Genomic DNA, 25,589 nt, shown 5'->3' on the forward strand with positions numbered 1-25,589 from the left:
CTTATGATTCGGGCAGCGGCAGCGGGGCCGATGCTCGGTAAGACCGGCAGGCAGCGCAACAACAAGAAAAACAATTCGCAGCTTACCCCGGTCTCATCGATGCGAGGCTTTTGGGGATTGATGAGAGCCTACTGGCTCTCGGATCGTTGGAAAGAAGCCTGGGGCATGACCCTGGCCATTGCCGTGCTGACGGCTGTCTCCAGCAAGATGGGCGTGTGGTGGGCCGAATATTCCGCCGAACTCGTCAACTCAATCGCTTATTTCCACAGCCCGCACAATGCGGCGCCCCTCGACAACCTGCTGACGGCTGCGGGAATGCTGGTGCTGGTCACCTTCGCCAAGGATGTCGGCGTGATCGGCATTCGCCACCTGTTTTCCTCGACGCTGCACCGCAAATGGCGCGGCTGGCTAAACAGCCGGTTCAACGAAGCGCTGCTGGACGACAATCACACGCACTTCCATTTGCAGCATGAGGGCAAGGAAGCCGGCCTTGCCAGCCCTGCCCCCGACAATATCGACCAACGCGTGCAGGACTCCATCAAGCAGATGACGGGCGGGGCCATCGGGCTGGCCATGGGCATACTGGGCGTCGTCACCTCGCTCTACTTCGTCGGCATGAAGCTGATCGAAACCTCGACGGTCGTCATCGGCTTCGAATTTCTGGGCGTCTATGGCAGCGCGATCCTCGCATTCGCAGCCATTGTCGTTTACGTGCCGCTCAACACCTGGATCGCGCTCAGGCTGGGACGCATCCTCGAACGACTGACCATTGCGATCCAGCAGGCGGAAGCTACCTATCGCGGCGAACTGACGACTTTCCTGCGGCGATCGTTTCAGGTGGCGGCATCGGGCGGCGAAACGGTGCAAAGGCAGATGCATGCCCGGCTGTACGACGACATCGATCGCACCTGGTCGAAGTTGAACATCTTCAATTCCAGCTACGAATCGTTCGAACGCATCTACAATTTCCTCGGCGCGCGTGTGGTGGCCTATGCGCCGCTGCTGCTACCCTACATGCAGGGCAGCATCGGGCTGAAGTCCTACATCACCGGGGCTGAACTGATAAATTCGCTGATCGGCCAGTTCTCGTGGTTCATCCGCGTCATGCCGGAGATCGCCAATCTCAGGGCAAATGTGCGGCGCATCACGGACCTTGCCGAAGCCATTGAGACCGTGCAGCAGCCGACCGAGTTCTACCGCAATACGGGCCGTAGCGACTTCCGCTTCAACAGGCAGGAAGATGTGTTCGCCCTCACCGTCCGCAAGCTGGAACTGCTGCACGAGGGTGCAAGCGCCGAGCCGTTCGTGACCGCGCAGGAACTTCGCTTCCTGCCGGGTGAGTGGACCTTCGTGCAGGGCGAATCCGGTTGCGGCAAGACCAGTTTCATGAAGGCGATCAACGGCCTGTGGCCGCACGGCGTGGGCGAAGTTACCGTCAAGGAGGGCCTGCGTGTGTTCTACGCGGCGCAGGACGTCAAGCTTCCCAAGCTGACCTTGAAGGAACTGGTTTGCCTGCCGGAGACCGAGGAACCGCATACCGATGCGCGTGTCGCGGCGGCCCTGCACCGCGCGGGCCTTGGCGAGTTCATCGAATATCTGGGCAGTTTCGCCCGTGAGGGTAAATCCTGGGACGACACGCTCTCAGGTGGCCAGAAGCAGAAGCTTGTGCTGGCGCGAATCCTGCTGCATCGCCCGGGGCTGCTCTTCCTTGACGAGGCCACAGGCGCGCTCGATCCTTCCGCCAAGATCGCCTACCATCAGGCGATCAAGGACGGATGTCCCGGCGCAACGGTGGTGAGCGTCATGCATGAAGCTCATCCGCCGCGTTCGGGAACCGGCTCACCCTTCTACGACAGTGTGGTCCGCTTCATCGACGGCATCGCGGTCAAGGAAGCGCTTGGCCAGCGCACCGGCGCAGAACTCAGGCTGGTTTCCTCGCAAACGAAGCCGCTGGCCGTTTAGCCAAGCTTCGCCTTGACCTCCAGGAAATCGCGCCATGCGAGCTTCTTGTGCGCGGGTGTGCGCAGCAGATAGGCCGGGTGCAAACTTGGCATGGCCGGGATTTCGACGCCCGACGGAGTGGTGAACACCCGCCAGTTCCCACGCAGCCGCGTGATCGCTTCGGTTGTGCGCAGCAATGTCCGCGAAGACGGCGCGCCGAGGGTGACAAGCACCTTCGGGGCGGCAAGCTCGATCTGGCGTTCGATGAACGGGCGGCAGATTTCAGTTTCGATGGGCGTCGGCGTGCGGTTGCCCGGCGGTCGCCAGGGTATGACATTGGCGATATAGGCGCTCGTGCGGTCGCGCCCGATGGCGGCAAGCATCCGGTTTAGCAATTGCCCCGAGCGGCCCACGAACGGCAGGCCCTCAATGTCCTCATCCCTGCCCGGCGCTTCGCCGACCAGCATCAGGTCTGCATCCGGGTTGCCGTCGGCGAATACGAGGTTCTTCGCGGTCAGGCGCAGGTTGCAGCCCTCGAATGAGGCCATCGCCGCGCGCAGTTCGTCCAGCGTGGTTGCTGCCGACGCCAGCTCACGCGCGAGCTTTGCCTGTCCCTCGTCCGGCACTGCCGGGGCGGATTGCGCGGCGCGCGCGGGCTCAGGTGGAGCCGACTGCGCAGTCGGCCCTTGCTGCGGCGGCTTTGCCCGGCGCGCCGTGCTTGCGGCGAACCGGTCCACCGGTTCTTCGGAAAGCGGCTCGTCTACGCCCGCCTCGGCATAGAAGGCGAGCAGGTCCGCGAGACTGGACGGCTTGTCGGTTGAGGGAGTCATAACGCACACCATTGGCGCGCCAACGCTGAAATGCAAGTCATGAGGAGGGTATGCGCGGGTCCTGCACGAGGTAAAACGTCCAGCGCGGCGTGAAATCGGTCAGCGCAAAGGAAAATGCCGCGCTCGCATTCGGATCGACCTTTCCCTCGGTGAAGCGCAGCCGGTCATAAGGCTCGAAATCCCGGCTGAACCGGACAAATCCGGTTGAGCCGATAAAGTCCGTATTGTCCTGCCTCTGGTCGAACGACAGGCCGTCGCTGAAGATCGAAGGCCGGTGCAATATTTCCTGAAGCTCGAACTCGAACTCGATCCAAGGCTGGCCGCTCGTGTTGCGGATCGACAGTCTCAAATGCAAAGCCGACGTCGCGAGGTTCCCTGCCACCGAGTCCGGAAGCGATGCGCCCGAAGATCGTATGACCATCGTGACCGGACTTGAGGATTGCAGTTCCTCGTCGACGACAATCGGGTCCTCGCGCGTCCCTGCTCCGCTGATGCCCCTGATCGTGAAACCGCCCATTTCATCGGAAAACGTGAAATTGCCCGCCCGCCAGACCTGCTGGTCCGATCGCGCGGGGATAACTGCGGCGGCAAGGGCTGCGATCGCGGCAATCGCGGCCACCCAGCAAGCGCCATTCGGTCCGGCCTGTTGGTCCGTCTCCTCCATTCGTCCAGTATGCCGCATCTCCCGCCGATTGAAATGCCTATTCAATCGCGGCGCTTCTTGTTGACGTTTACGTAAGAGGTATTTAATTGTGACATCTTCGGCGTCGTGCGTGGCTCGAAAGATGACAGCGTTGTTGCGCTGACCTTCTGTTTGATGCATCAGCACCATGCGCAATCAACTGGGCATGCTGCCAGCCACAAAGCCAGCGGGAGGCTATCGGGATGAGTGAGATCGAACGCGAAAGCATGGAGTTCGACGTCGTGGTCGTCGGCGCAGGCCCCGCCGGTCTGGCGGCGGCGATCCGGCTGAAGCAGGTCAATCCCGAGCTTTCCGTGGTGGTCCTCGAAAAGGGCGGCGAGGTTGGCGCGCACATCCTTTCCGGCGCGGTCGTGGACCCGATCGGCGTCGACAGGCTGCTTCCCGACTGGCGCGAAGATGCGGAGCACCCGTTCAGGACGCCGGTCACTGCCGATCATTTTCTGGTGCTCGGGCCTGCGGGCAGCGTGACGCTTCCCAATTTTGCGATGCCGCCGCTGATGAACAACCACGGCAACTACATCGTTTCGCTGGGCAATGTCTGCAAATGGCTGGCAATGAAGGCCGAGGCGCTCGGTGTGGAAATCTATCCGGGGTTCGCCGCTGCCGGCCTGCTCTACAACGAAGCAGGCGCTGTTACCGGCGTCTATACAGGCGACATGGGCCTCGAGAAGGACGGCACGCCCGGACCGAACTACGCGCCCGGAATGGCGCTGATGGGCAAATATGTGCTGATCGGCGAAGGCGCACGCGGCTCGCTCGCAAAGCAGCTCATCGCGAAATACAACCTCTCGGACGGTCGCGACCCCGGCAAGTTCGGCATCGGCCTCAAGGAACTGTGGCAGGTCGAGCCAAACAAGCACCGGCCCGGCCTCGTCCAGCACTCGTTCGGCTGGCCGCTCGACATGAAGACCGGCGGCGGCTCGTTCCTCTATCATTTCGACGACAATCTGGTTGCTGTCGGCTTCGTCGTGCACCTGAACTACCGGAACCCCTATCTCTCGCCCTTCGAAGAGTTCCAGCGTTTCAAGACGCATCCGCGCATCCGCGAGACCTTCGAGGGTGGCAAGCGCCTCAGCTACGGCGCGCGCGCGATTACGGAAGGCGGCTGGCAATCGGTGCCGAAACTCTCCTTCCCGGGCGGCGCGCTCATCGGCTGCTCGGCGGGCCTCGTCAATGTGCCGCGCATCAAGGGTTCGCACAATGCGGTGCTGTCGGGCATGCTGGCCGCCGAACACATCGCTCAGGCGATTGCGGATGGCCGCGCAAACGACGAACCTGTTTCGTATGAACAGGCGTGGCGCGGCAGCGACATCGGCAAGGATCTGAAGAGGGTTCGCAACGTCAAGCCGCTATGGTCGCGGCTCGGCACGTTGGGCGGCGTTGCGCTGGGTGGGCTGGACATGTGGTGCAACACGCTGTTCGGCGTTTCGCCCTTCGGCACACTCTCCCACGGCAAGGCGGACTATGCGACCCTGCAACCCGCCTCCAACTTCAACAAGATCGCCTATCCCAAGCCGGACGGCGTGCTGACCTTCGACCGCCTGTCATCCGTGTTCCTGTCGGGCACGAACCATGAGGAAGACCAGCCTGTGCATCTCCAGGTCAAAGACATGGATTTGCAGGTGCGTTCCGAACACGACGTGTTTGCGGGACCTTCGACGCGCTATTGTCCGGCGGGCGTATACGAATGGGTGGACAAGGACGGCAATGCCGCTGCCGATCCATCGGCGAAGGATGTGCGGTTCGTCATCAACGCGCAGAACTGCGTGCACTGCAAGACCTGCGACATCAAGGATCCCAACCAGAACATCAACTGGGTGCCGCCGCAGGGCGGCGAAGGACCAGTTTACTCGAACATGTGACGCCCGAATGCGAAACGACTGCGTTGCCCGCCCGGCGTCAGTGTGTTTTTCTGCTTCGATCATGCTGGAGAACGACGCTTGCGAACGGCAATTCTGGCGTCATTGATCGTGTGTCTCGCGGGCGGCGTTTGCGCCCAGGAACGCGAGGGCATTACCGTCAAGGTGACATACTACGATATCACGGGCGACACGCCCCGCGATATGTTCGTGTCCATGGTGAAGCGCGGCCCGAAGGACGGCTTCCGCAGCCGGGCGATCGCCCAAACCCAGTACCATACGGAATGGAACACGACGCTGAGTTCATCGAACGGCGTTTGTCGCGTCACCCGCGCCGAGCCGCGCGCAATCATCACCTATATTTATCCGAAGCAGCCATCGGGAATGAACAAGTCAACCACTGCTCGGTGGAACCGCTTCATGGCCGGAATCACGCGCCATGAACGTCAGCACGGGCGCTATGTGCGCGAGATGCTCGCGGAGGCCAGGAAGTCCATTCTCGGCATGAAAACGGAAAATGACGAAAGCTGCCGCCGCACGCGCGCAGAGATGAAAAAGCGGGTCAACCGCATCCACGACCTCTACGAGGCGAAGCAAGTCGCCTTCGACGAGCGCGAGCACAAGGATGGCGCCAATATCGACCGCCTCATCAAGGCATTCGTCGGCGACTGATCGTCATCGCCCAGCCCTTGCCGTACGGTTTGCGTGCCCTGTTCCTCCTCTTCCGCTGCAATAGAAAACTCGACCAGCACGGGCAGGTGGTCTGAGCCGACGGGTTCCAGCGTGCGCGCGGAATGCACGACGATCCGCCCCTTGGTCATCACCTGATCGATGGGCAAGCCGAGAAACTTCAATCCGGCAGGCAGGATGTGATGGCCGATCCATGTCGGCCCGACATGTTCGAGCCGCGTGAAGCCGCCGAATTCCACGACCTTGCGGACGGCTGCGCTCCACGGGGCGGCGTTGAAATCGCCCGCCGCAATCGCGGTCTCGCCCAGCAATTGCAGAAGCGGCGCGTGCTCCTCGATCATTTCCGTCTGGTCGGACGGCCAGGGCCACGGCAGATGCAGGGCCATGACATCGATCACTCTGCCGTTGAAGTCGATCTGCGCCAGCCCGATCCGGCCATTGGGGGCGCAATAGGGATTGTGGCCCTTGTCCATGGGACGCCTCGAGAGAATGAGCGTGCTGAATTTTTCCACGCGGCAATCGAGCCTGTACGGATAGGCTGCGCTGATGTGGTCGAGTTCACCCCTCCAGCGGTCGGTGACCTCCTCGAGGGTGATGACATCGGGGTATTCGCGCGCAATGAGCGCGATCACGGCCTTCGGGTCCCTGTTTCCATAGTAGGCGTTGAGTTGCAGGAGCTTGTAGACAGGCTGGTCGGGCGGCGCCGCCGATTCAGCGGCAACCGGGGACAGGAAGGGGAAGTCGGAATAGGTCGCAATCGTCGCCATCGATCCGAGCGACAGCAGAAGCGCTGCGAGCCCGTGCGCCCGATAGTTCATGCCGAACAGCGCGATGCCGCAGAGAAAAAGCAAAAGGGCGAAATGCAGCCGAAAATGCGAAAATGAATCGAATGCGGGATGAAGTCTTCCCAGGAACCCGAGCGTCAGCGCGATGCTGACGCCAAGCGCCGCAAGCAGCGCCGCGAAACGGAAGATCGGAAGCCGTGTTCGTGCCATCGCCGTTCATAGCCACAAAATTGCATCCAGATCATGAACATACGGGAATCTTCACGCTCGGACACCTAGGACGGCCTCCTTGCGCGCGCCAGCAATGTGTTGAAATGCTTGCGCACTTTCGTGGATGTTTCCTTGAGCGTCGCCTCCAGAACGCTGAAATCGGGCGCGTCCGCCACCGCGAGCAGGAGGTCCGCCATGCTGGGCGGCAGGTCGGCGCGATCCAGCGGCCCGGTCAGGCACAGGCGGATGACCTGCGTCAGGCCCGAATAGAAAGCATAGGCCGCGCTTAGCTCGTCTTTTACCTGCGGGTCGGCGAAATCCGGCTTCAGCCGGGCAAGCACCGCCCCCCTCCCCGTATGGCGGCTTTCGCCCTCTATGTTCCCGGTCAGCGCCGCGCACTGGGCGATGAATTCGAGGTCAATCAATCCGCCGGGAATGAGCTTGATGTCCCACAGGTCGCGCGGCGGCTTTTCCGTCTCGATGGCCTTGCGCATCTCCACCGCGTCGGCGAAAACCTTTGCCGCGTCGCGGGGGCGCGCCAGTATTTCGGCAACGATGCTCGCGACTCCCTCGGACAGGGATTGGTCGCCCGCCGCCGGACGCCCCCGCGTCAGCGCCATGTGCTCCCAGGTCCATGCTTCGGTTTCCTGGTATTTCCTGAACGCGTCGATATGGGTGGCCACGGGGCCCTTGTTGCCGGAGGGCCTCAACCTGAGATCGAGTTCGTAAAGCACGCCTTCGGCGGTGGGTGCGGAAACGGCAGCGATCAGCCGCTGTGTCATGCGCGCGAAATAATGGGAAGGTGCGAGCGGCTTTTCGCCGTCCGATTCCTCGGCATCCGCATCGTGGTCATAAAGCAGGATGAGGTCGATGTCGGAACCCGCCGTCAATTCGCGACTGCCCAGCTTGCCCATGCCGAGGATGCACACACGGCCGCCCTTGACGCGTCCGTGGCGCACAGCGAACTCGTCCTGCACGGTCCGCAGCGCTGCGCCTATGGTAAGGTCGGCGAGGTCGGAAAAAGCCTTGCCTGCGCGGGCCGGCTCGATGGAACCGGCCAGCAGCCGCACGCCGATCAGGAATTTCTGCTCGTCGGCAAAGATGCGCAGCCGGTCCAGCACCGCCTCATAGTTCGAAATGCCGTTGAGGAAAGCGTCAAGCCGCGCCGAAAGATAGGGCCGGTCGGGCAGGTCGGTCATCAAGGCGGGATCGAGCAAACCGTCGAACACATGCGCGCGCCGCGTGATGATCGCCGCAAGACGAGGCGCCGCGCCCATGATCGTGGCGAGCAATTGAAGCAGCCTCGGATTGGATTGCAGAAGCGAAAACAACTGGATACCGGCGGGCAAGCCGGCCAGGAACTCGTCGAAGCGCAGCAGCGCCTCGTCGGCCCGGCGTGTTTCGCCGAAGGCTTCCAGCAAGGCGGGCGTCAGTTCGGTCAGCCGCTCGCGCGCCTCCGCCGATTGCGTCGCCCTATAGCGGCCCCTGTGCCAGTTCCTGATAACCCTGCAAATGTCGCTCGGCCTCTGGAACCCGAGGCTGGAGAGCGTCTGGAGAGTATCGGGATCGTCCACATCGCCTGTGAAAACGAGATTTCCTACGCCCGACGAAAGCTCCGGCGCGGTCTCGAACAAGGCCGCGTAGTGGCTTTCCACATCGTGCAGCGCCGCGCGAAACTCAGCCGAAAACTCTGCCGCCGAGCCATAGCCGAGCAGGTGCGCGACACGCTCCAGCCCCGCATCGTCCTCGGGCAGCGTGTGCGTCTGCTCGTCGGCAATCACCTGCACGGCATGCTCGACCCTGCGCAGATACCAGTAGCGGGCGGCAAGCGCCTCGCTGGCTTCCCGCGTGATCCAGCCATGCTTTTCAAGCTGTGTGAGCATCGGCACGGTGGCGCGACCGCGCAGGTCGGGAAAGCGCCCGCCTGCGATCAACTGCTGCGTCTGCACGAAAAATTCGATCTCGCGTATGCCCCCTCGCCCGAGCTTGACGTTGTGCCCGCGCACCGCGATCTCGCCCAGCCCCTTGTGTGCGTGGATCTGGCGCTTGATGGAATGCACATCGGCAATGGCGGCGTAGTCCATGTATTTGCGCCACACATAGGGCGTCAGTTCCTTGAGGAATGCCGCGCCCGCCCGCGCATCGCCGGCGATGGGCCGCGCCTTTATCATGGCGGCGCGCTCCCAGTTCTGTCCCCGGCTTTCATAATAGTGCAGCGCCGCCTGCACCGGGATGGCCAGCGGCGTCGAACCGGGATCGGGACGCAGGCGCAGATCGGTGCGGAACACATATCCATGCTCCGTGCGGTCTTGCAGGATGCGCACCAGGCGCCGCGTAAGCCGCGAGAAAAGTTCTGTGGCGTCGAGCGGATCGATCACGGCCTCCGCTTCGGGATCGAAAAAGACGACGAGATCGATATCGGAGGAAAAATTCAGCTCAAAGGCACCAAGCTTGCCCATACCGAGCACGATGTAGCCTGAGCCTTCGGAGGGCCTTGCCGGATCGGGCAGCTTCAGCTTTCCCTGCCTGTGGGCGTCAGCCAGCAGGAAATCCACCGCAGCCGAAGCGGCCGCATCGGCCAGTTCGCTTAGCGCGCGGACCGTCCGCGCCGTTTCCCATTCGCCGGCAAGATCGGCGAGCGCGATCAGGAAATGCGCCTCCGATTTCAAATCACGCAAGGCGGCCATAAGGCCCGCTTCGGTTTGACCGTCGCCGAGGGGCAGCGCGCGCATCTGCGACACGATGTTCGACACGCGCTCCGCCGTATTCCAGTCGAACAACCCTTCCAGAAAAGCGGGATCGCGACGCGCCGTGCTGCGTAGAAACTCCGACAGGTCAAAAACGCCTGCGAGGAAATCGCTTTGCGGACCGCTGTTCTCCAGTAGCGACGCGATGCGCACGGCACCGCTTTCGCGTGCATTCAAGGCAATATCCCTTGCCGCAATGTCCGCTTCGGCGCGATCCAGCGGAGCGATCCGCCGCACTATCTCCAGATGCAGTTCTGGCCTGTCCGCAGGCCGCGCTTTGCTCATTCCGAATCTCGCCGGTCGTGAAAGGTCATCACCACCAATAGACCGGGATTGGCCGGAAGAACATCGAGCGCGCCGCCATGAAACTTCATCACCGCCTTCGCGAGGCTCAGGCCGAGGCCGGAACCGGGTTGCGAGCGGCTTTTTTCCAATCGCACGAAGCGCTCCGTCACGCGGTGGCGGTCGGCCTCTTCGGGAATGCCCGCCCCATTGTCGCGCACGCGGATAACGCAATCTCCGTTTTCCCGGATAAGCGAAATCTCCACGTTCGGGGCATCCGCGGTGCCCGCCGAATATTTTATCGCGTTGTCCACGATGTTCGAGAGCGCCTGTGCGACAAGCTCGCGGTTACCCTTGATCAAACAGTCCCCGTCGGCACGGCTGGTCAGTGTCACGCCCGCTTCCTCAGCGGCCGGTTCATAAAGATCGGCCACATCCGCCACGACTTCTGCCAGATCCACCTGCTCGAACTGCTCCGCCGAATAGCCCGCCTCAAGGCGTGAAATCATGAGGATCGCATTAAAGGTGCGGATCAACTGGTCCGACTCCGCAATGGTCGCTTCCAGCGCCTGCCTGTATTCGGCGGCCTTTGGCTTGCCGGAAAGGGCGGCTTCCGCGCGATTTCTCAGGCGCGTCAAGGGTGTCTTGAGGTCGTGCGCGATGTTGTCGGACACTTCCTTCAAACCGTCGTTCAGCGCCGCGATGCGCCCCAGCATCACATTGAGATTCTCGGAGAGACGGTCGAATTCGTCGCCCGCGCCCGACACGGGCAGGCGGCCTGTGAGGTCACCGCCCATGATGCGCCTGCTTGCGACAGAAACATTGTCGATTCGCTTGAGCGCCCTGCGACCCACGAAATACCAGATCATCAGGCCGCCAAACGCCATCGTGCCAAGCGAAATGACAAGCGCCTGCCTGATTGCCGAGCGGAAGCGCTCCGGTTCCCCGAGGTCGCGTCCCACCAGCAAGATCATCTGGTTCGGCAAGCGCAGCACAAGGGCAAGCGCGCGGTGCCCGTCTTCCGCGTCTTCCACTTCGGTCAGCGTGCCCTCGCGCTCGCCTTCCGAATGCGCCTCATCCTCGCCGAAGCGCTTGTATGAAAAGGGCCGCCGCGTCCATCCTTCCGTATCGAAGACACCCGGCTCCAGGCTTTCGACATTGCCGGACAGGATGCGCCCCTGCGTGTCCGCGATCAGGTACAGATTGGCTCCCGGCTGTCGCGAGCGGCTGGCGACCATGCGAACCAGCAGGGGCAACCCACCCCTTGCATAGGCACGGCCAAGGTCGGTTGCTTCGCTGGTGATGGTGTCCTGCGTCTGGTCGCTCAGCAGGCGGGCAGACATCGCCGTCATGTAGAGGACGAGGATTACGGCGCAGGCCGCAAAGAGCAGCAGGTAAAGGGCCGAAAGCCTGACCGCCGTCGTCTTCAACGCTGCTGGAATATTCCAGGCCACGCCTCAACCGGCCTTCAACATGTAGCCGGACCCGCGCACGGTGTGCAGCAGCGGCTTGTCGTAGCCTTTTTCGATCTTGCTGCGAAGTCGCGAAACATGCACGTCGATGACGTTGGTCTGTGGATCGAAATGATAGTCCCAGACATTTTCCAGGAGCATGGTGCGCGTGACGACCTGTCCGCTGTGGCGCATCAGATATTCCAGCAGGCGAAACTCGCGCGGCTGGAGAACGATCTCCTTGCCCGCGCGCTTGGCGCTGTGCGAAAGCCGGTCAAGTTCGAGGTCGCCCACCCGGTACACGGTTTCGACTTCCTTTGCCGACGACCGGCGGCTCAACACCTCGATGCGCGCCAGAAGCTCGGTGAAGGCATACGGCTTGGTCAGGTAGTCGTCGCCCCCTGCCCTGAGGCCTGTGACCCGGTCGTCCACCTCGCCCAGCGCCGACAGGATAAGCACAGGCGTCGCGTTGCCCTTGGCGCGCAGGTCAGCGATGACGGCGAGCCCGTTGCGATGCGGAAGCATCCGGTCGACGACCAGCACATCATAATCGCCGCCGTCGGCCATGGCGAAGCCGGTGTCGCCGTCACCGGCCACATGGGCGTTGTGGCCTGCCTCGCCGAGCGCCTTCTTGAGGTAGTCGGCGGCTTCCCTGTCGTCCTCGATGACCAGAATCTTCATGGGATGCTCAATATATCGGCTTTCGCCAGAGGGTCATACGCAAAGCGGCGGGCCCTTGTCGAGCCCGCCGCTGAGCCAAGCCCTATGGCGTCAGCCCTTTGCGATCGGCAGCGGTACGAAGCGGCTGTTGTCGTCACGCGTGACCTGGACGAGCACAGACTTGCGGCCCGCGTCCGAAGCAGCCTTCATCGCATCCGTCACGTCCTTCGTATCCTTGATCTCGACGGAGTTGATGGAGCGGATGATGTCGCCCGGCTGGATGCCGCGATCGGCGGCATCGCTGTCGGGATCGACGTCGGTCACCACCAGACCGTTGCCGTCATCGGCGCGGGTCACGGTCAGGCCGAGGTCGCTCAGGGTACCCGGCTCGATCGGTCCCGGCTGTTCGACGGAAGCCTGCTTCTGCTCGCCGGGAAGTTCGCCGAGCGTCACCTTCACGGTCTCGCTCTTGCCGTTGCGCCACAGCGCGACGTCCACCGTCTCGCCCGGCGCCATGGCGCCGATCATCCGCGCAAGCTCGCGGGGACCTGCGACGTCCTTGCCGTCGACGGATGTGATGACATCACCCGACTTGATGCCGGCCTTCACGCCCGGTCCATCGGCCTGCGGCTCTGAAACCAGCGCGCCCTGCGCCTTCTGCAGGCCGAGCGATTCGGCCACCTCGTCGTTGACCGGCTGGATCTGCACGCCAAGCCAGCCGCGCTCGATCGATCCATCCTTCATCAACTCGCCGACCACCTGCTTTGCGGTGGAGGCCGGGATTGCGAAGGCGATGCCGACATTGCCGCCAGACGGCGAGAAGATCGCGGTGTTGATGCCGACCACCTTGCCGTTCAGGTTGAAGGCGGGGCCGCCGGAATTGCCGCGATTGACCGCGGCGTCGATCTGGATGAAGTCGTCATAGGGGCCTGCGCCGATGTCACGGCCACGCGCCGAGACGATGCCCGCCGTCACCGTACCGCCGAGGCCGAACGGGTTGCCGACGGCAACGACCCAGTCGCCGACCCTCACCTGCGAGTCGTCAGCGAAATCGACATAGGTGAACTTCTGGCTGCCGCCGTCGACCTTCAGCACGGCAAGGTCGGTGCGTGGATCGGTGCCGATCAGCTTGGCGTCCAGCTCCTTGCCGTCATCCATGACGACGGTGAAATTCTGGCCGTCCTGAACCACGTGGTTGTTGGTGACGAGATAGCCGTCCTCGGAAATGAAGAAGCCGGAGCCCTGCGAAACCGGACGCGGACCGCGAGGACGCTTCGGACCGGACTTGTGGTCGTCGCGGCGGAAATCGCGCCACTTGCCCTGGCCGTCGCCGTCGCCGCGGAACTCGCGGAAGAAGCGCTTCAGCGGATGGTCGTCGGGCAGGTTGTCGAAACCGTCGGGGCCGCTGAACCCGCCATCGTCATTGGCGGGCTGGATGGCGGACTTGACCTGAACGCTCACCACAGCCGGGGAGACTTTCTGGACGACATCCGCGAAACTCGGAACCTGAGGCGACTGAACGGAAACCGCTTCGGCGAAAACCGGAGCCGTTCCGGTGGTGACCGCGCCGAATCCCACGGCTGCGGCGATTGCCAGCGACGCACCTGCCGCGAGCAGGCGGTTGCGGGTCTTGGATTTGTTCTGCTTTTCCATCTCTGTTGATCCTTCTCGAGGGGCGGAAACAAGCACCCTGTAGCCGAGAAGTTAGGTAACGGCGCATTACGCCGCCATGACCTGTGCATGAAACTTTCGTAATGTTGTCAGGTCTACGGAGAGTTGCCCGTCAGCTCTTTTCGCGGTGCAGAATTTCTTGCAGCGCGGCTTCCTCGCCCGCGGTCAGGCCCTCCTCCGGACGGGCGGGGCGGGAGCGCGCGCGAAGGAACACATAGCCGATGCCGAACAGCAGGAGCGCGGCAGGCCCGAGCCAGAGAAGCGCGTTGTGCCAGGAGAATTTCGGCTGCAACAGTACGAATTCTCCATAGCGGGCGACCACGAAGTCGATCACCTGCGGGTCGCTGTCGCCGGCAACCAGCCTTTCGCGGACCAGCATGCGCAGGTCGCGGGCGAGGTCGGCATTGGAATCGTCGATAGACTGGTTCTGGCAAACCATGCAGCGCAACCCGGACGAAATGGCGCGGGCGCGCGCTTCAAGCGCCGGGTCCTTCAGAACCTCGTCGGGCTGTACCGCAAAAACGGGCTGCGCAAGCGCCAGCGCCAGCAGCAACAGGGCGAAGGTGCGCCGGATCATGCGCCGGCGCTCCCCATTTCGGGCACGCTCCTGCGCCGCGCGGCAGGGGCGCCGACACGCAGCCTGCGGTCCGACAGCGAGACGGCCGCGCCCGCCATCATTACGAGACCGCCCAGCCAGATCAGCGTTACCATCGGCTTCCACCACGCGTGCACGACCACGCCGCCATCGGCGGTTTCGTCGCCGAGCTGCACATAGATCTGGCTGAAAACAAGCGTCTTGATCCCGGCTTCGGTCGTCGGCATCTGCCGCACCGGATAAAAGCGCTTCGACGATTCGATCACCCTGCCGTCCGGCAAGGTGAATGTGCCGACCCGCGACGTGTAGTTGGGGCCGCTTTGCGGCAGCAGGCCGTCGAACCGCAGCGTCCTGCCCCCGACGTCGATCGTGTCGCCCTTTTTCACCGTCGCGATGGACTCGGTTCCGAACGCAAAGACACAGACGATGCCGAGCACCGTCATGCCAAGGCCGAAATGCGCGAGCGCGGTGCCGAACATCGATCGCGGCAGCCCCGCCAGCCTGCGAAACGCGGTAGACCATCCGGCCCTGCCGGCGCCGGCCTTGACCGCGAGATCGGTCAGCGCGCCAAGCATCATCCAGACCGCGAGTCCGACACCGAGTGCGGCGAGCGCGGATTTCCTGTCGTTCAGCAGCAGCACCAGCAGCGCTGCAAGCAGCGCGGCCCCGAAGGCGAGTGCAAGCCTTTGCGTCGCCGCGTAGAGATCGCCGCGCTTCCAGGCCAGCAGCGGCCCGAACGGAACCATGAACAGCAGCGGCGTCACAAGCGGAATGAAGGTCAGGTTGAAGAACGGCGCGCCGACCGAAATCTTCGCTCCCGCCACCGCCTCCAGCAGAAGCGGGTAGAGCGTGCCGATCAGCACGGTCGCCGTCGCCGTCGTCAGGAACAAATTGTTCAGCACCAGCGCGCCTTCCCGCGAGATCGGATGGAACAGGCCGCCCGCCGCCAGCGAAGGAGCGCGCAACGCAAACAGAAACAGCGAGCCGCCGATAAAGACCGTCAGGATCGCAAGGATAAAGACGCCGCGCGCCGGATCGGTGGCGAAGGCATGCACCGAGGTCAGGACGCCGGAACGCACGAGGAAGGTTCCCAGCAGCGACAGCGAAAAGGTGAGGATGGCCAGCAGGAGCGTCCAGATCTTGAGCGCCGAGCGCTTCTCCATCACGACCGCGGAATGCAACAGCGCGGTTCCCGCAAGCCACGGCATGAACGACGCGTTTTCCACCGGGTCCCAGAACCAGAAGCCGCCCCAGCCAAGCTCGTAATAGGCCCAGTAGGACCCCATCGCGATACCGCCGGTCAGGAACATCCACGCCGCCAGCGTCCATGGCCGGACCCAGCGCGCCCATGCGGCATCGATGCGCCCTTCGATGAGTGCCGCGACCGCGAAGGAGAAGCAGATGGAAAACCCGACATAGCCGAGATAGAGCAGCGGGGGATGCACGGCCAGCCCGATATCCTGCAGGATCGGGTTGAGGTCGCGCCCTTCGATCGGTGCGGGATCGAGGCGCGCGAAGGGATTCGACGTGGTGAGGATGAACAGCAGGAACGTCGCGCCCACCCATCCCTGCACCGCCAGGACATTGGCCTTCAACGTGTCCGGCAGATTGCCGCCAAACGCCGCGACCAGCGCGCCGAAGAAGCCGAGGATCAGCACCCACAACAGCATCGAGCCCTCGTGGCTGCCCCAGGCCCCCGTCACCTTGAACAGCATCGGCTTCAGCGAATGGGAATTTTCCCAGACATTGGCGACCGAGAAGTCGGACTGCGCAAAAGCCGTCAGCAATGCGACGAAGGCCAACGCCGTCAGCGCAAAGCCGGTGATCGCGACGGGCGCTGCGACCGCCATCATGCGCGTGTCGCCGCGCCGCGCCCCGACAAGCGGCACCACGGACTGGACGAGCGTCAGGGCGAAGGCCAGAACGAGCGCGAAATGTCCAACCTCGACCATCTTCAGCTTCCCGGCGCCGGTTTGGCTTCGTCCGGCACGAACAGCCCTTTTTCCTTGAGGCTGTCGGCCACTTCCTTGGGCATGTAGTTCTCGTCATGCTTCGCCAGCACGCTGTCGGCGACGAACACCCCGTCGCTGCCGAACGTGCCTTCCGCGATGACACCCTGCTCCTCGCGGAACAGGTCAGGCAGAATGCCGGTATAGACCACTTTGACCGAGTTTTCGTGGTCGGTCACGCCGAAGCGCACGGTCGTCCCCTCGCCGCGCACAATGCTGCCGCCCTCGACCAGCCCGCCAAGCCTGATGCGCTGGCCCGGCGCGACCTCAGCCGTCTTGAGGTCGGCGGGCATGTAAAAATATGACGCCCTCTGGCCGAGCGCGAACAGGGTCAGCCCCCCCGCCAGCGCAAGGAAACCGAGGCCGCCAAGGATCACCGTCAGGCGTTTCTGCTTGCGCGTCATGGTGCCACCTTCATGCCGAGCCCCTTCGCGAATCCGGTCAACTCGCTTGCACCCGCGCTGCCGGGTCCCAGCGCCTCGACCGCGCGCGACAGTGCGTCGGCGGCCTCATCTTGTTTTCCAAGCACAAGATAGGAACGGATCAACCTTTGCCATCCTGGAATGTCATTCGGGTTCTCGCGCAGCTTCTGGTCGAGGCCCGAGACCATACCCTCGATCATCGCCGCCTGATCCTCAGGCTTCATCTGCTGCGCTTCGTCAATCTGCTGCCGGTCGGGACCGGGCGCGGCCTCCGCCTCGCCTGCGCGCGCCAGCATGGCAAGGGCTGCGCCGCGCCAAGGACTGTCCGGCTCCAGCGAGCCCGCCAGAGCCTTCCAATCGTTCACTGCCGCTGCAGTGTCGCCTTCCTGCGCCTTGGCCATTGCCAGGAAAAAGCGCGCCTTCGGGTCGCCAGGCCGGTCGGAAAGCGCGGCCTCGAACGCGCGCTGGGCCTCCACCGTGACCGTTCCGCCGGCTGCATAGACCAGCGCCTCGCCAAGGCCCGCCTGCCGCACCGCCGAGGAGCCGCCGAGCCGCAACGCATTGCGATAGGCCGTCGCGGCATCGTCGAAGCGCTGCATCTTGACGTAGATCGGCGCAAGAACGTCCCAGCCGCGCAGATCGTCCGGGTTCGCGGCCAGTTGCGCTTCGGCGCGCGCCACCAGTTCGATGGGCGTGCTGCTTGCCGGGTCCTTGGTCATTCGCGCCGCGAGCGGCTGTTCCGGCAATCCGGGGGAGCCGAGCGTGGCATAGAGCCCCCAACTGACCAGCGGGATCGAAACGACCGCCGCAGCGCCCAACACGCGGAACAGGCCGCCCTGCGTCTTGCGTACTTGCGCCGAACCTTCCGCCGCGCCTGCCTTCAGGATGCGCCGCGCGATTTCGGCACGCGCCTGCTCGGCCTCGCCGGAAGCGAGCAGGCCACGGCTCACATCCTTTTCGATTTCGGAGAGTTGGTCGCGGTAGACGTTCAGTTCGCTCGCGCCGGCTTCGGCTCCTGCGCGGCGCGACAGCGGCAACAACACCGCCATGCTGGCGGCAAAGGTCAGAAGTGCGGCTGCGACCCAGAAAAACATCGGCAACTCAATAGCGATGAGCCAAGCTTGCTACAATGAGCGGATAGTGCGGCGATTTGGCGTTTGCGGTCAAAACCGCGTCAATTCGGCGGCAAAACCGCGCGACAGAACGTCCTACCAACCCTAATTCAGCAGCGACCAGCTTCCATCGGGGTTGCGGCATGCGGTGCCGCGAGCGGTCTGGCTGGCGTCGCCGGTGTAGAGCGTGTGCACATACTGGCGGCAATCCTGCGATCCCACCCGGTAAGGCTGGGCGGCGACCACTTCGCCGCGACTGGAACCAAGGCTGCTTTGCCATGTAATGACCTGGCCGCCCTGGCCATATTCCAGCGCCTTGTATTCGGCCTCCAGCGCCTTGCGGCGATCGCGGGACGACAGGTCGCGCCCGATGGACCCGCCTATCAGGCCGCCGCCGAGCGCGGTGATCACCGACTCCGATGGAAACCGCTCGCCACCGTCCGATACGTTGCCCGTGGATGCGCACCCTTGCAGGAGCGCCGCGAACACCACGCAGGCTATTCCAGGAAACCTGTTCATCAAACTCAACGCCCTTGGGCACCGCCGACACTATTCCGCGCATTTGAGCTGAACGACCGCCCTCAATCCTCCCAGCGGCGAATGTTCTAGCCGAAGAACGCCAGCGTACTCCTTGACGAGATCGGCGACGATGGCAAGCCCCAAGCCGCTGCCCGGCTTCGTTTCATCCAGACGCTTGCCGCGTTGCAACGCTTCGCGCCTGCTCTCCTCGGGAATCCCCGGACCGTCGTCCTCAATGGCGATCTCGAACCATCGCGGCTCGTCGCCGACGGGCGGCAGCATGCTTGCCGACACCGAGACCTGCTTGCGCGACCATTTCATGGCGTTTTCGAGCAGGTTTCCCATGACCTCCTCAAGGTCCTCGCGCTCACCTGCGAACACGAGCGGCTCGTCGCCCACATCAAGCGCAAGCCGCCGGTCGGGATTGACCTTGCCCATCACACGGACCATGCGCTCCAGCAACGGATTGACCGGAGTGCGGAACACAACGCTGTCGCGCTGCGCCGCCACGCGGGCGCGCTGGAGATAATGCTCGACCTGGTGCTGCATCGAGGCCGCCTGCTCCTCGATGATCCTGCCACGGTCCCCGCCCATCGCGCGGCCTTCGTTCAGCATCACGGCAAGCGGCGTCTTGAGCGAATGCGCCAGATTGCCGACCTGCGTGCGCGAGCGTTCGAGGATGCGACGGTTGTTCTCGATGAGCGCATTCGTCTCGTTGGCGAGCGGCGCGATTTCGGTCGGGAAGCTGCCGCCGAGGCGCTTCGCCGTTCCCTCACGCACCTGCGCCAGCGCAGCGCGAACCCGACCGAGCGGACGCAGGCCGAACAGGATGGCAATGGCGTTGATGGCGATCATGCCCAGCCCGAACACGGCCAGATAGCCCAGAAGCCGCCGCTCGAAACCGTTGATTTCCGCGTCAAGTTCGCTGCGGTTTCCCATGACGCGGAAGCGCGCCACGCGATTGTGCGTGTCGAGCACAAATTCGCTCTCCAGCACCTGGAGCTTCTGCCCACCGGCCCCCACGGCGCCATAGCTGCGCTGGAACGATTCATTGAACGGAATCTGTGACAAGGGCGGCGAAGCCACCTGCTCCAGCATCGAGGAGGAGCGAATCTCGCCCTTAAGCTCGGTCGATACCGGTTCGACCGAATAGTACCAGCCGGAATTGGGGATGGAGAAGCGCAGGTCCCCGAGGTCGGGACTGCCGGTCAACTGGCCCGCGTCTGAAACGCCGACCGAGCCGATCAGGTTGAACAGGTGCGCGGTGAGAAGGCTCTCGAAGCCGCGCTCGCTGGCCTGCCGGTAGAGCGCGGCAATCACGGTGGTAATGACGATCAGCGCCAATATGGCCCACAGCGTCGAGAACGCAACGACGCGGAAGGCAAGCGAACGGAGCGCCGACTGAAGCGATATGTCCAGCTTGCGCGCCAAGGCCGCCGTCAGTTTCCGGGCTCGCGCATACGGTAGCCCATGCCGCGCACCGTTTCGATCATGTCGATGCCCATCTTCTTGCGAAGGCGTCCCACAAACACTTCTATCGTATTGGAATCGCGATCGAAATCCTGATCATACAGATGCTCCACCAGTTCGGTCCTCGACACCACCTCGCCCATGTGGTGCATGAGGTAGGCGAGCAGGCGGAACTCGTGCGAGGTCAGCTTGAGCGGCACGCCGTCTATGTCGGCCTTCGACGCCTTGGTGTCGAGCCTGAGCGGCCCGCAGGACAATTCCGACGAGGCATGTCCCGCCGCGCGCCGTATCAGCGCCCGCAGGCGGGCCAGCACTTCCTCGATATGAAAGGGCTTTGCGACATAATCGTCGGCGCCCGCATCGATGCCCGCCACCTTGTCGCTCCATCTGTCGCGGGCGGTCAGCATCAGGACAGGCATCTTGCGCCCGTCCCGCCGCCACCGCTCGACCACGCTGATCCCGTCCATCTGCGGCAGGCCGATATCCAGTATCACGGCATCATAGGGTTCAGTATCGCCGAGAAAGTGCCCCTCCTCGCCATCGAAGGCGCGGTCCACGGCGTAGCCCGCGTCGGTCAGCGCGTCACAGATCTGCCTGTTCAGGTTCTTGTCGTCCTCGACAACCAGAATGCGCATGGAATCAACCCGATCGATCAAATGTTCATGGGATTTTGTGGAAATTCCCTTCTGTTGGGAAACTTTAATTCGCCGGAACGACGAATTCCGCCCGCCTCGGACGCTGCCCGTCCTTGCCCGGCACCAGCACCACGATTACGCAGACCGGCTGACCGCCCTGGTTGGAAAGCGTGGCGCGCGCCAGCGTCCCGCCGTTCTGCGCCGCGACCCTCTGCCCGATTGCATAGCAATCGGCCTGCGCGACCCGAACCGGCGCATCGTCTGCCCCCGCCAATGCAGGCGCAGAGAGAAGGACCGCGGCGACGTGCGCCACGATCAACCGCCGCATGATGGAAAAAACATAGCTCATGCTGGCTTTCTAATTCATATGGGCTGAACGCGAAATGAACGGTCCCCCTGTGCGTTCAGGTCAGTCAGTCTAACCAATTCGGGTCGTCGCTTGCAACCGCCCGAAGAGAGCTATCAACCCCGAAACGGTGGTCGCCAGCTCAAGCGCGGCATCGACCAGTGCGTCCTGCTGAAGCCCACCTGCCGCCATCCCGGAATAGTTCGCAACGGCGAGCGCAATCGTCACCAGCGAGGCCCAGACGGTGCGGGAAAGATACCAAGGCTTTGTCTCGATCATCTCAGAACTCCGATGTTGTAGAGTGGATTGTCAATTCAGGGAAAAAGTCCGGGTCGCGGGCAGCCCAGCGCGGCCACCAGTGCCGATCTGCGTGACGCGAAGGGCAAACGACGCGGCTGTCGGCAGGTCCGCCGCCGCGAGCGCGCCGCCATAGCTCCAGGCGGGACCGGCGACCTCGGCGCTTCGCACGATGCTGCCGCCGGGATTGAGTATCTCGACCCGGTAGCGCTCGCTTTCTTCGCCGAGCGGCACATCGGCCATGTCCCAGTCATCGGCGTCGATGCGGCTGCGCCTTGTCCAGCTTAGTTGGAAATCGCCTGAAGCGGCGCGCCGGCACGTCAGGTGCACGGGCGACAGCGGCAGCAGCGCGCGGACCCCGCCCACGGCAGTGACAGTCGCCATGTTTTCGTTCGAGAAGTCGCCCGTGGCCGGTCCCGTACGCCAGTTGAGGGCAAGGCCGACCTCGCCCGCCTTCAGCCCGGCGGGACCGACCGCTGCGTCCAGCAGCACCACATCCGCGCCGATGGCCGCGCCTGCGACGGCGGCATCCCCGGTGCCGAGTTGCCCGCGCAGCAAGCTGGAGAAGCGCCATTTGTTGGGCTCGATTTCCTCCGCCGTCTCGAACTGCGCGATTTCCCATTGCCCGTTCAGCGCCCTGATCGCGACCGCGTTCGCGCCGTTCAGCACCTGCAAGCGGCTGGCACTTGCCGCCTCGCTGTCGAACAGTTCGACCTCGATCGTTGCCGCGCGGTCAAACCGCCCTTCAAATCCGCTGCCGAGCGCGGCCACCAGCCTGCCCGCATTGGCTGCCTGCCGGACCGATCCACGGAATACGTAGCCGGTCGTTTCGGGCGACACATACATGGCCTGCAAGGTCCACGGCTTCTGCCACAAGGCAATACGGAACTGGTCGGTCGCACTTGTGACGCCCGGCATCATTGGCAGGTCCAGCAGCAGCGCGAGCGGCGTTCCGGCGACGGTAGGCAGCGCGGGCGCAACAGGCAGGTCGGGCACCCACCCAGACGGCGCATAGGGCCGTGCCGGTCGTGCAACGATGCGGCGCGTCAACCCTTCTTCGACCTGCTGCACCACATAGTCGGCGTCCGCCCCGAGCGGCGCCAGCCTGACATGCGCACCCGGCTGCGTGCCCGGCGTGGATGCGGCCACCGCAAAGGAAATGGTCTGCCGGTCCGACCAGCCATCGCTGATGCGCCGTTCGAGCAGGCTGGCCGCCTGCGCGGCATCGAGACTGCCCTGAAAGCTCAGGAAATCCTGCCGGCTGCCCTTCGCACCGGGCCGCGCCTGCCGCGCAGTCGCGGATTGATAGGCCAGCAAAGGATCGCGATAGGCGATCAACAATTCTGCCGGCAGGTCGAAGTCCGGCATCCGCGTGGCCTCCACAACCGGGCTGCCCTCTTCCGCCGCAAGTTCCTCGATGATTGTGACCGGACGCACCGCGCTCGCATCGGCGAACACGAGGCCGTCCGCGCCTTCCCATACGTCCAGCCCGAATATGTCGACCAGCGACTCCAGCGAAGAACGCGCGGTCGTCGGGTCCGCGACGAGATAGCCCTGCGCGGTGCCGCTGACTGCCGACACGTCAGCCGGCGGCAGCCCGTGATCGGTGAGGATCGCGTTGATCAGTTCGCCGATGGCGACGGCTTCGGCCCGTCCGTTCAGCCAGTGCCCGAGTTGCCACAGGCCGCCATCGGCCCACACATCGGAGCGCAGCGGAAAGGCCGGAAAGGGCCGCGCGTCCCAGGCCCAGATGTAGAGCCTGCCCGGATCGAGCATGCGCCCGCCATAGATATCGGAAACCGGATTCGCAGCGTTTTCAAAGCCTTCCGCCGCCGGGTTCCAATAGTCCAAATGCGTCTTGATGAACTGCTTTTGCGCGAAATCGCTGCGCCCGCCATTCGAGAAATAGGGAAGCGCGCTTTCCGTCGATTTGGGATCGTAAAACACATTGGGCTGGTTCGGTCCCTTGTCGATGGCGGGACAGCCGATTTCCGTGAACCAGATCGGTTTGGAGCGAGGAACCCACGCCGTCGCCCCGGCGGACTCCACGCCTGCGTGCCGGTCATGATGCGCGTTGGACCACCACGAAACGATGTCCTTGTAGCGGTAGACCCAGGGCTTGCCATATGCGCCGTCGGTGATCGGGCTGCGCGTGCGTGCAGCCCGGTCGGCGGTGCTGGCATAGTACCAGTCGAACCCTTCCCCTCCCGCAATCGCGGCCCGCATTCCGGCGGGATCGTAAGGTCCCGTGACCTCGTCGGGGTGGCCGCCATATTCGTCGCCGTCGCGCCAGTCCGACAGCGGCATGTAATTGTCGATGCCGATTGCATCGATGGCCGGATGCGACCACAGCGCATCGAGATTGTAGAGAACGTCGCCGCTGCCGTCCTCGGGCTGGTAGCCGAAATATTCGCTCCAGTCCGCGCCATAGCTGATTTTCGTCGCACTGCCGAGGACTGCGCGCACATCCGCCGCCATCGCGCAAAGCTGCTCCACGAACGGGAACGCGCCCGCTGCGTCGCGCAGCCGGGTCAGCCCGCGCAACTCCGATCCGATCAGGAACGCATCGACGCCGCCTGCCGCCTTGGCGAGATGGGCATAGTGGAGCACCAGCCTTCGATAGCGCCATTCGCCCACCGGCCCGCCATATGTCACGCTCGTGCCAGACACGCTGAAAGCCGTGCGTGCGACCGTGCCGCAGAAGGCCGCCACCTGAGTGCGCGCCGCGCTCGTCCTGTCAGCCGATCCGGCCAGTCCGGGCGCGGGATGGGAGGTAATGCGCCCCCGCCACGGATATGCCGGTTGATAGCCTCCGCCATATGGGTCGGGGGAAGTGTTCTCCGCCGGAACGTCCATCATGACGAATGGGTAGAGCGTGACCTTGAACCCTCGCGCCTTGATGGCCTGTATGGCCTGCACGACGCTCTGGTCCGAGGGAGAACCGCCGAAGGCCGCGTGTCCCGCGTGGCGAGACACCTCAACGGCATATTCGCGCTCCACGCCGGATACACTCCAAAGCTGCGAATAGTCGGCCGCGCCGTTGTCAACGACGGCAGGGCGGATCAGGCAGTTTCCGGCGCGCAAATCGCTGCCGTACCAGGTGACGACCAGCGCGATGTGCTCAAGGTTCGGGCAAAGGGCCGCGAGTTCGTCCAGCGAGGCTTCGAGATCGGTCCCCGCATGCAGCACATGGCGGTTCACGACCTCCGTTTCGCCCGGCCTGTGTTCGCGCTTCACCTGCTTCGTAGCCAGCCCATATTCCGTCGAACCCGGAATGAGTGTCATCGCGCGGATGTCGCGTTCCGGCCCGCCAATGGGACGCAGGACCTCGAAATTGAACTGCGGCAGGCGGTTGCCGAAGGTATCGAGCGGCAGGCGCTCGAAAACCACATAGGCCGTGCCTCGATAGGCGGGCGTGTTGTTCGCGCCCTGCTTCACGGCAATGAGCGGATCGGCCGGCTGCGTCTCGGTGCCGTGATAAACGCGCATCTCGATCCTGGTGAGATCGATTTCCTGCCCGTCCGCCCAGACCCGACGCACGCCCGCAATCGGCCCCTCGCACAGCGCGAAGGCGGCATTGCCGTAGTAGCTGTATTCAGAGACCTTCTGGCCGCCTCCCTTGCCGCCCTGCCGCGTGGTCTGCTTTACCTCCACGAAGCGCGTCGCCCAGATCAGCGTCCCTCCGAGCCGAGCCGCGCCATAGACGCGCGGCAAGGAGGCCCCCTCCTCCGCCGTGAATGGCCGCGCGCCCTCCAGCCGTGGGCCTTCTATCGTGGACGATCCGCCGAGTAGCGCGCGATCTATCAGATATCCGCCGACGGCGCCCGCCGCCGTTGCGATTGCCGCACCGGCAACGCCGAAATATCCGCCGATGAACGCACCGGCGGCCTGCAGGACTATTGTTGCCATGCGCGGTCAGCGCTCCACTTGAACTGCTTCTGGAAAAATGAACGCCCCGGCGACGCGGCGACGCCACTGCGGCACCAGCGCGGAGACGGTCACGCAATGGCCCTCATAGGCGTGGACGAAGCTGTCGTCCGAAACGAGGATGCCGACATGCTTTGCCGGCAGGTGCGGTCGCCATCTGAACAGGAGCAGGTCCCCGGCCCGCGCCGCACCATCGACGCGCTCGAAGCAATAGCGTCGCGCGGCGTCGAGCAGCGTTTCCGATCCACCCGCCTCCGCCCAATCCGGCGCATATGGTCCCGGTCTTTCCGCCTCGACGCCGTACACCGCGCGCCACACGCCCCTCACCAGCCCGAGGCAATCGCAGCCGACATGCTTCGATGACGCCTGATGACGATAGGGTGTGCCGAGCCAGCCCAGCGCTTCCGCAACGATCTCCTGCGCCATCT

Annotated in this window: 21 protein-coding genes; 3 read left to right on the forward strand and 18 right to left on the reverse strand. The window is 63.9% G+C overall.

The genetic code is table 11. From position 1 onward, the window contains the following. Positions 1 to 99 precede the first annotated feature (99 nt). The gene (locus M9924_01615) at positions 100 to 1,962 is read left to right on the forward strand and encodes an ABC transporter ATP-binding protein/permease (protein MCO5063091.1); all 1,863 of its coding nucleotides are present in this window, start codon (positions 100 to 102) and stop codon (positions 1,960 to 1,962) included. On the opposite strand, the gene M9924_01620 is transcribed toward M9924_01615, so the two are convergent. After that, a complete protein-coding gene (locus M9924_01620; GenBank protein ID MCO5063092.1) occupies positions 1,959 to 2,771 on the reverse strand; it encodes a uracil-DNA glycosylase in 813 nt (270 codons plus the stop codon). The genes M9924_01615 and M9924_01620 overlap by 4 nt on opposite strands. A gap of 37 nt (positions 2,772 to 2,808) precedes the next feature. After that, positions 2,809 to 3,435: a hypothetical protein gene (locus M9924_01625; protein MCO5063093.1), complete on the reverse strand. Its 627-nt coding sequence runs from the start codon at positions 3,433 to 3,435 to the stop codon at positions 2,809 to 2,811. Positions 3,436 to 3,656: 221 nt separating this feature from the next. Between M9924_01625 and M9924_01630 the strand changes: the two genes are divergently transcribed. Beyond that, a complete protein-coding gene (locus M9924_01630) occupies positions 3,657 to 5,336 on the forward strand; it encodes an electron transfer flavoprotein-ubiquinone oxidoreductase (GenBank protein MCO5063094.1) in 1,680 nt (559 codons plus the stop codon). Positions 5,337 to 5,414: 78 nt separating this feature from the next. Continuing rightward, positions 5,415 to 6,005: a DUF922 domain-containing protein gene (locus M9924_01635; GenBank protein ID MCO5063095.1), complete on the forward strand. Its 591-nt coding sequence runs from the start codon at positions 5,415 to 5,417 to the stop codon at positions 6,003 to 6,005. Here the strand turns inward: M9924_01635 and M9924_01640 are convergent. The 16 genes from M9924_01640 to M9924_01715 form a co-directional block, all read right to left on the reverse strand. Further along, a complete protein-coding gene (locus tag M9924_01640) occupies positions 5,915 to 7,018 on the reverse strand; it encodes an endonuclease/exonuclease/phosphatase family protein (GenBank protein MCO5063096.1) in 1,104 nt (367 codons plus the stop codon). The genes M9924_01635 and M9924_01640 overlap by 91 nt on opposite strands. Before the next feature lie 65 nt (positions 7,019 to 7,083). Further along, a complete protein-coding gene (locus M9924_01645) occupies positions 7,084 to 10,050 on the reverse strand; it encodes a bifunctional [glutamine synthetase] adenylyltransferase/[glutamine synthetase]-adenylyl-L-tyrosine phosphorylase (protein MCO5063097.1) in 2,967 nt (988 codons plus the stop codon). After that, positions 10,047 to 11,501 carry a HAMP domain-containing histidine kinase gene (locus tag M9924_01650; protein ID MCO5063098.1) on the reverse strand — a complete coding sequence of 485 codons (1,455 nt, stop codon included), beginning with the start codon at positions 11,499 to 11,501 and terminating at the stop codon, positions 10,047 to 10,049. The genes M9924_01645 and M9924_01650 overlap by 4 nt, the downstream gene beginning before the upstream one ends. 3 nt (positions 11,502 to 11,504) lie before the next feature. Continuing rightward, positions 11,505 to 12,179 (reverse strand): response regulator transcription factor, encoded by a 675-nt coding sequence (locus M9924_01655; GenBank protein MCO5063099.1) that lies wholly within the window; start codon positions 12,177 to 12,179, stop codon positions 11,505 to 11,507. A 90-nt stretch (positions 12,180 to 12,269) separates the two neighbouring features. Then, positions 12,270 to 13,811 carry a DegQ family serine endoprotease gene (locus tag M9924_01660; protein ID MCO5063100.1) on the reverse strand — a complete coding sequence of 514 codons (1,542 nt, stop codon included), beginning with the start codon at positions 13,809 to 13,811 and terminating at the stop codon, positions 12,270 to 12,272. A 130-nt stretch (positions 13,812 to 13,941) separates the two neighbouring features. Further along, positions 13,942 to 14,406, reverse strand: coding sequence for a cytochrome c-type biogenesis protein CcmH (locus M9924_01665; GenBank protein MCO5063101.1), 465 nt, complete (start codon positions 14,404 to 14,406; stop codon positions 13,942 to 13,944). Continuing rightward, complete coding sequence (locus tag M9924_01670) at positions 14,403 to 16,376, reverse strand: heme lyase CcmF/NrfE family subunit (GenBank protein ID MCO5063102.1); 1,974 nt, start codon at positions 16,374 to 16,376, stop codon at positions 14,403 to 14,405. The genes M9924_01665 and M9924_01670 overlap by 4 nt, the downstream gene beginning before the upstream one ends. A gap of 2 nt (positions 16,377 to 16,378) precedes the next feature. Further along, entirely contained in the window at positions 16,379 to 16,837 is a 459-nt protein-coding gene (gene ccmE, locus M9924_01675; protein MCO5063103.1) for a cytochrome c maturation protein CcmE, read from the reverse strand. Continuing rightward, complete coding sequence (ccmI, locus tag M9924_01680; protein MCO5063104.1) at positions 16,834 to 17,949, reverse strand: c-type cytochrome biogenesis protein CcmI; 1,116 nt, start codon at positions 17,947 to 17,949, stop codon at positions 16,834 to 16,836. Before ccmI ends, ccmE begins: the two co-directional genes overlap by 4 nt. Before the next feature lie 123 nt (positions 17,950 to 18,072). After that, positions 18,073 to 18,486, reverse strand: a complete 414-nt coding sequence (locus M9924_01685) for an RT0821/Lpp0805 family surface protein (protein MCO5063105.1) — start codon at positions 18,484 to 18,486, stop codon at positions 18,073 to 18,075. 30 nt (positions 18,487 to 18,516) lie between these two features. Beyond that, positions 18,517 to 19,917 carry an ATP-binding protein gene (locus M9924_01690; protein ID MCO5063106.1) on the reverse strand — a complete coding sequence of 467 codons (1,401 nt, stop codon included), beginning with the start codon at positions 19,915 to 19,917 and terminating at the stop codon, positions 18,517 to 18,519. Positions 19,918 to 19,925: 8 nt separating this feature from the next. Continuing rightward, positions 19,926 to 20,591 carry a response regulator transcription factor gene (locus tag M9924_01695; GenBank protein ID MCO5063107.1) on the reverse strand — a complete coding sequence of 222 codons (666 nt, stop codon included), beginning with the start codon at positions 20,589 to 20,591 and terminating at the stop codon, positions 19,926 to 19,928. A gap of 64 nt (positions 20,592 to 20,655) precedes the next feature. Then, a complete protein-coding gene (locus M9924_01700) occupies positions 20,656 to 20,940 on the reverse strand; it encodes a hypothetical protein (protein ID MCO5063108.1) in 285 nt (94 codons plus the stop codon). Positions 20,941 to 21,009: 69 nt separating this feature from the next. Then, positions 21,010 to 21,216, reverse strand: coding sequence for a hypothetical protein (locus M9924_01705; protein ID MCO5063109.1), 207 nt, complete (start codon positions 21,214 to 21,216; stop codon positions 21,010 to 21,012). A gap of 30 nt (positions 21,217 to 21,246) precedes the next feature. Beyond that, positions 21,247 to 25,143 carry a glycoside hydrolase/phage tail family protein gene (locus tag M9924_01710; protein MCO5063110.1) on the reverse strand — a complete coding sequence of 1,299 codons (3,897 nt, stop codon included), beginning with the start codon at positions 25,141 to 25,143 and terminating at the stop codon, positions 21,247 to 21,249. Positions 25,144 to 25,149: 6 nt separating this feature from the next. Beyond that, positions 25,150 to 25,587 carry an NlpC/P60 family protein gene (locus tag M9924_01715; protein MCO5063111.1) on the reverse strand — a complete coding sequence of 146 codons (438 nt, stop codon included), beginning with the start codon at positions 25,585 to 25,587 and terminating at the stop codon, positions 25,150 to 25,152. Positions 25,588 to 25,589: the final 2 nt, after the last annotated feature.

This window comes from Rhizobiaceae bacterium (assembly GCA_023953835.1).
In the GTDB taxonomy this organism is placed as follows: domain Bacteria; phylum Pseudomonadota; class Alphaproteobacteria; order Rhizobiales; family Rhizobiaceae; genus Mesorhizobium_G.

What these genes read in the sequence shown, in the direction of transcription:
- M9924_01715 (MCO5063111.1), bottom strand. Translation starts at nt 25,587, where the DNA reads ATGGCGCAGGAGATCGTTGCGGAAGCGCTGGGCTGGCTCGGCACACCC.
- M9924_01685 (MCO5063105.1), bottom strand. Translation starts at nt 18,486, where the DNA reads ATGAACAGGTTTCCTGGAATAGCCTGCGTGGTGTTCGCGGCGCTCCTG.
- M9924_01640 (MCO5063096.1), bottom strand. Translation starts at nt 7,018, where the DNA reads ATGGCACGAACACGGCTTCCGATCTTCCGTTTCGCGGCGCTGCTTGCG.
- M9924_01655 (MCO5063099.1), bottom strand. Translation starts at nt 12,179, where the DNA reads ATGAAGATTCTGGTCATCGAGGACGACAGGGAAGCCGCCGACTACCTC.
- M9924_01665 (MCO5063101.1), bottom strand. Translation starts at nt 14,406, where the DNA reads ATGATCCGGCGCACCTTCGCCCTGTTGCTGCTGGCGCTGGCGCTTGCG.
- M9924_01695 (MCO5063107.1), bottom strand. Translation starts at nt 20,591, where the DNA reads ATGCGCATTCTGGTTGTCGAGGACGACAAGAACCTGAACAGGCAGATC.
- ccmE (MCO5063103.1), bottom strand. Translation starts at nt 16,837, where the DNA reads ATGACGCGCAAGCAGAAACGCCTGACGGTGATCCTTGGCGGCCTCGGT.
- ccmI (MCO5063104.1), bottom strand. Translation starts at nt 17,949, where the DNA reads ATGTTTTTCTGGGTCGCAGCCGCACTTCTGACCTTTGCCGCCAGCATG.
- M9924_01630 (MCO5063094.1), top strand. Translation starts at nt 3,657, where the DNA reads ATGAGTGAGATCGAACGCGAAAGCATGGAGTTCGACGTCGTGGTCGTC.
- M9924_01620 (MCO5063092.1), bottom strand. Translation starts at nt 2,771, where the DNA reads ATGACTCCCTCAACCGACAAGCCGTCCAGTCTCGCGGACCTGCTCGCC.
- M9924_01660 (MCO5063100.1), bottom strand. Translation starts at nt 13,811, where the DNA reads ATGGAAAAGCAGAACAAATCCAAGACCCGCAACCGCCTGCTCGCGGCA.
- M9924_01710 (MCO5063110.1), bottom strand. Translation starts at nt 25,143, where the DNA reads ATGGCAACAATAGTCCTGCAGGCCGCCGGTGCGTTCATCGGCGGATAT.
- M9924_01625 (MCO5063093.1), bottom strand. Translation starts at nt 3,435, where the DNA reads ATGGAGGAGACGGACCAACAGGCCGGACCGAATGGCGCTTGCTGGGTG.
- M9924_01670 (MCO5063102.1), bottom strand. Translation starts at nt 16,376, where the DNA reads ATGGTCGAGGTTGGACATTTCGCGCTCGTTCTGGCCTTCGCCCTGACG.
- M9924_01700 (MCO5063108.1), bottom strand. Translation starts at nt 20,940, where the DNA reads ATGAGCTATGTTTTTTCCATCATGCGGCGGTTGATCGTGGCGCACGTC.
- M9924_01705 (MCO5063109.1), bottom strand. Translation starts at nt 21,216, where the DNA reads ATGATCGAGACAAAGCCTTGGTATCTTTCCCGCACCGTCTGGGCCTCG.
- M9924_01615 (MCO5063091.1), top strand. Translation starts at nt 100, where the DNA reads ATGCGAGGCTTTTGGGGATTGATGAGAGCCTACTGGCTCTCGGATCGT.
- M9924_01645 (MCO5063097.1), bottom strand. Translation starts at nt 10,050, where the DNA reads ATGAGCAAAGCGCGGCCTGCGGACAGGCCAGAACTGCATCTGGAGATA.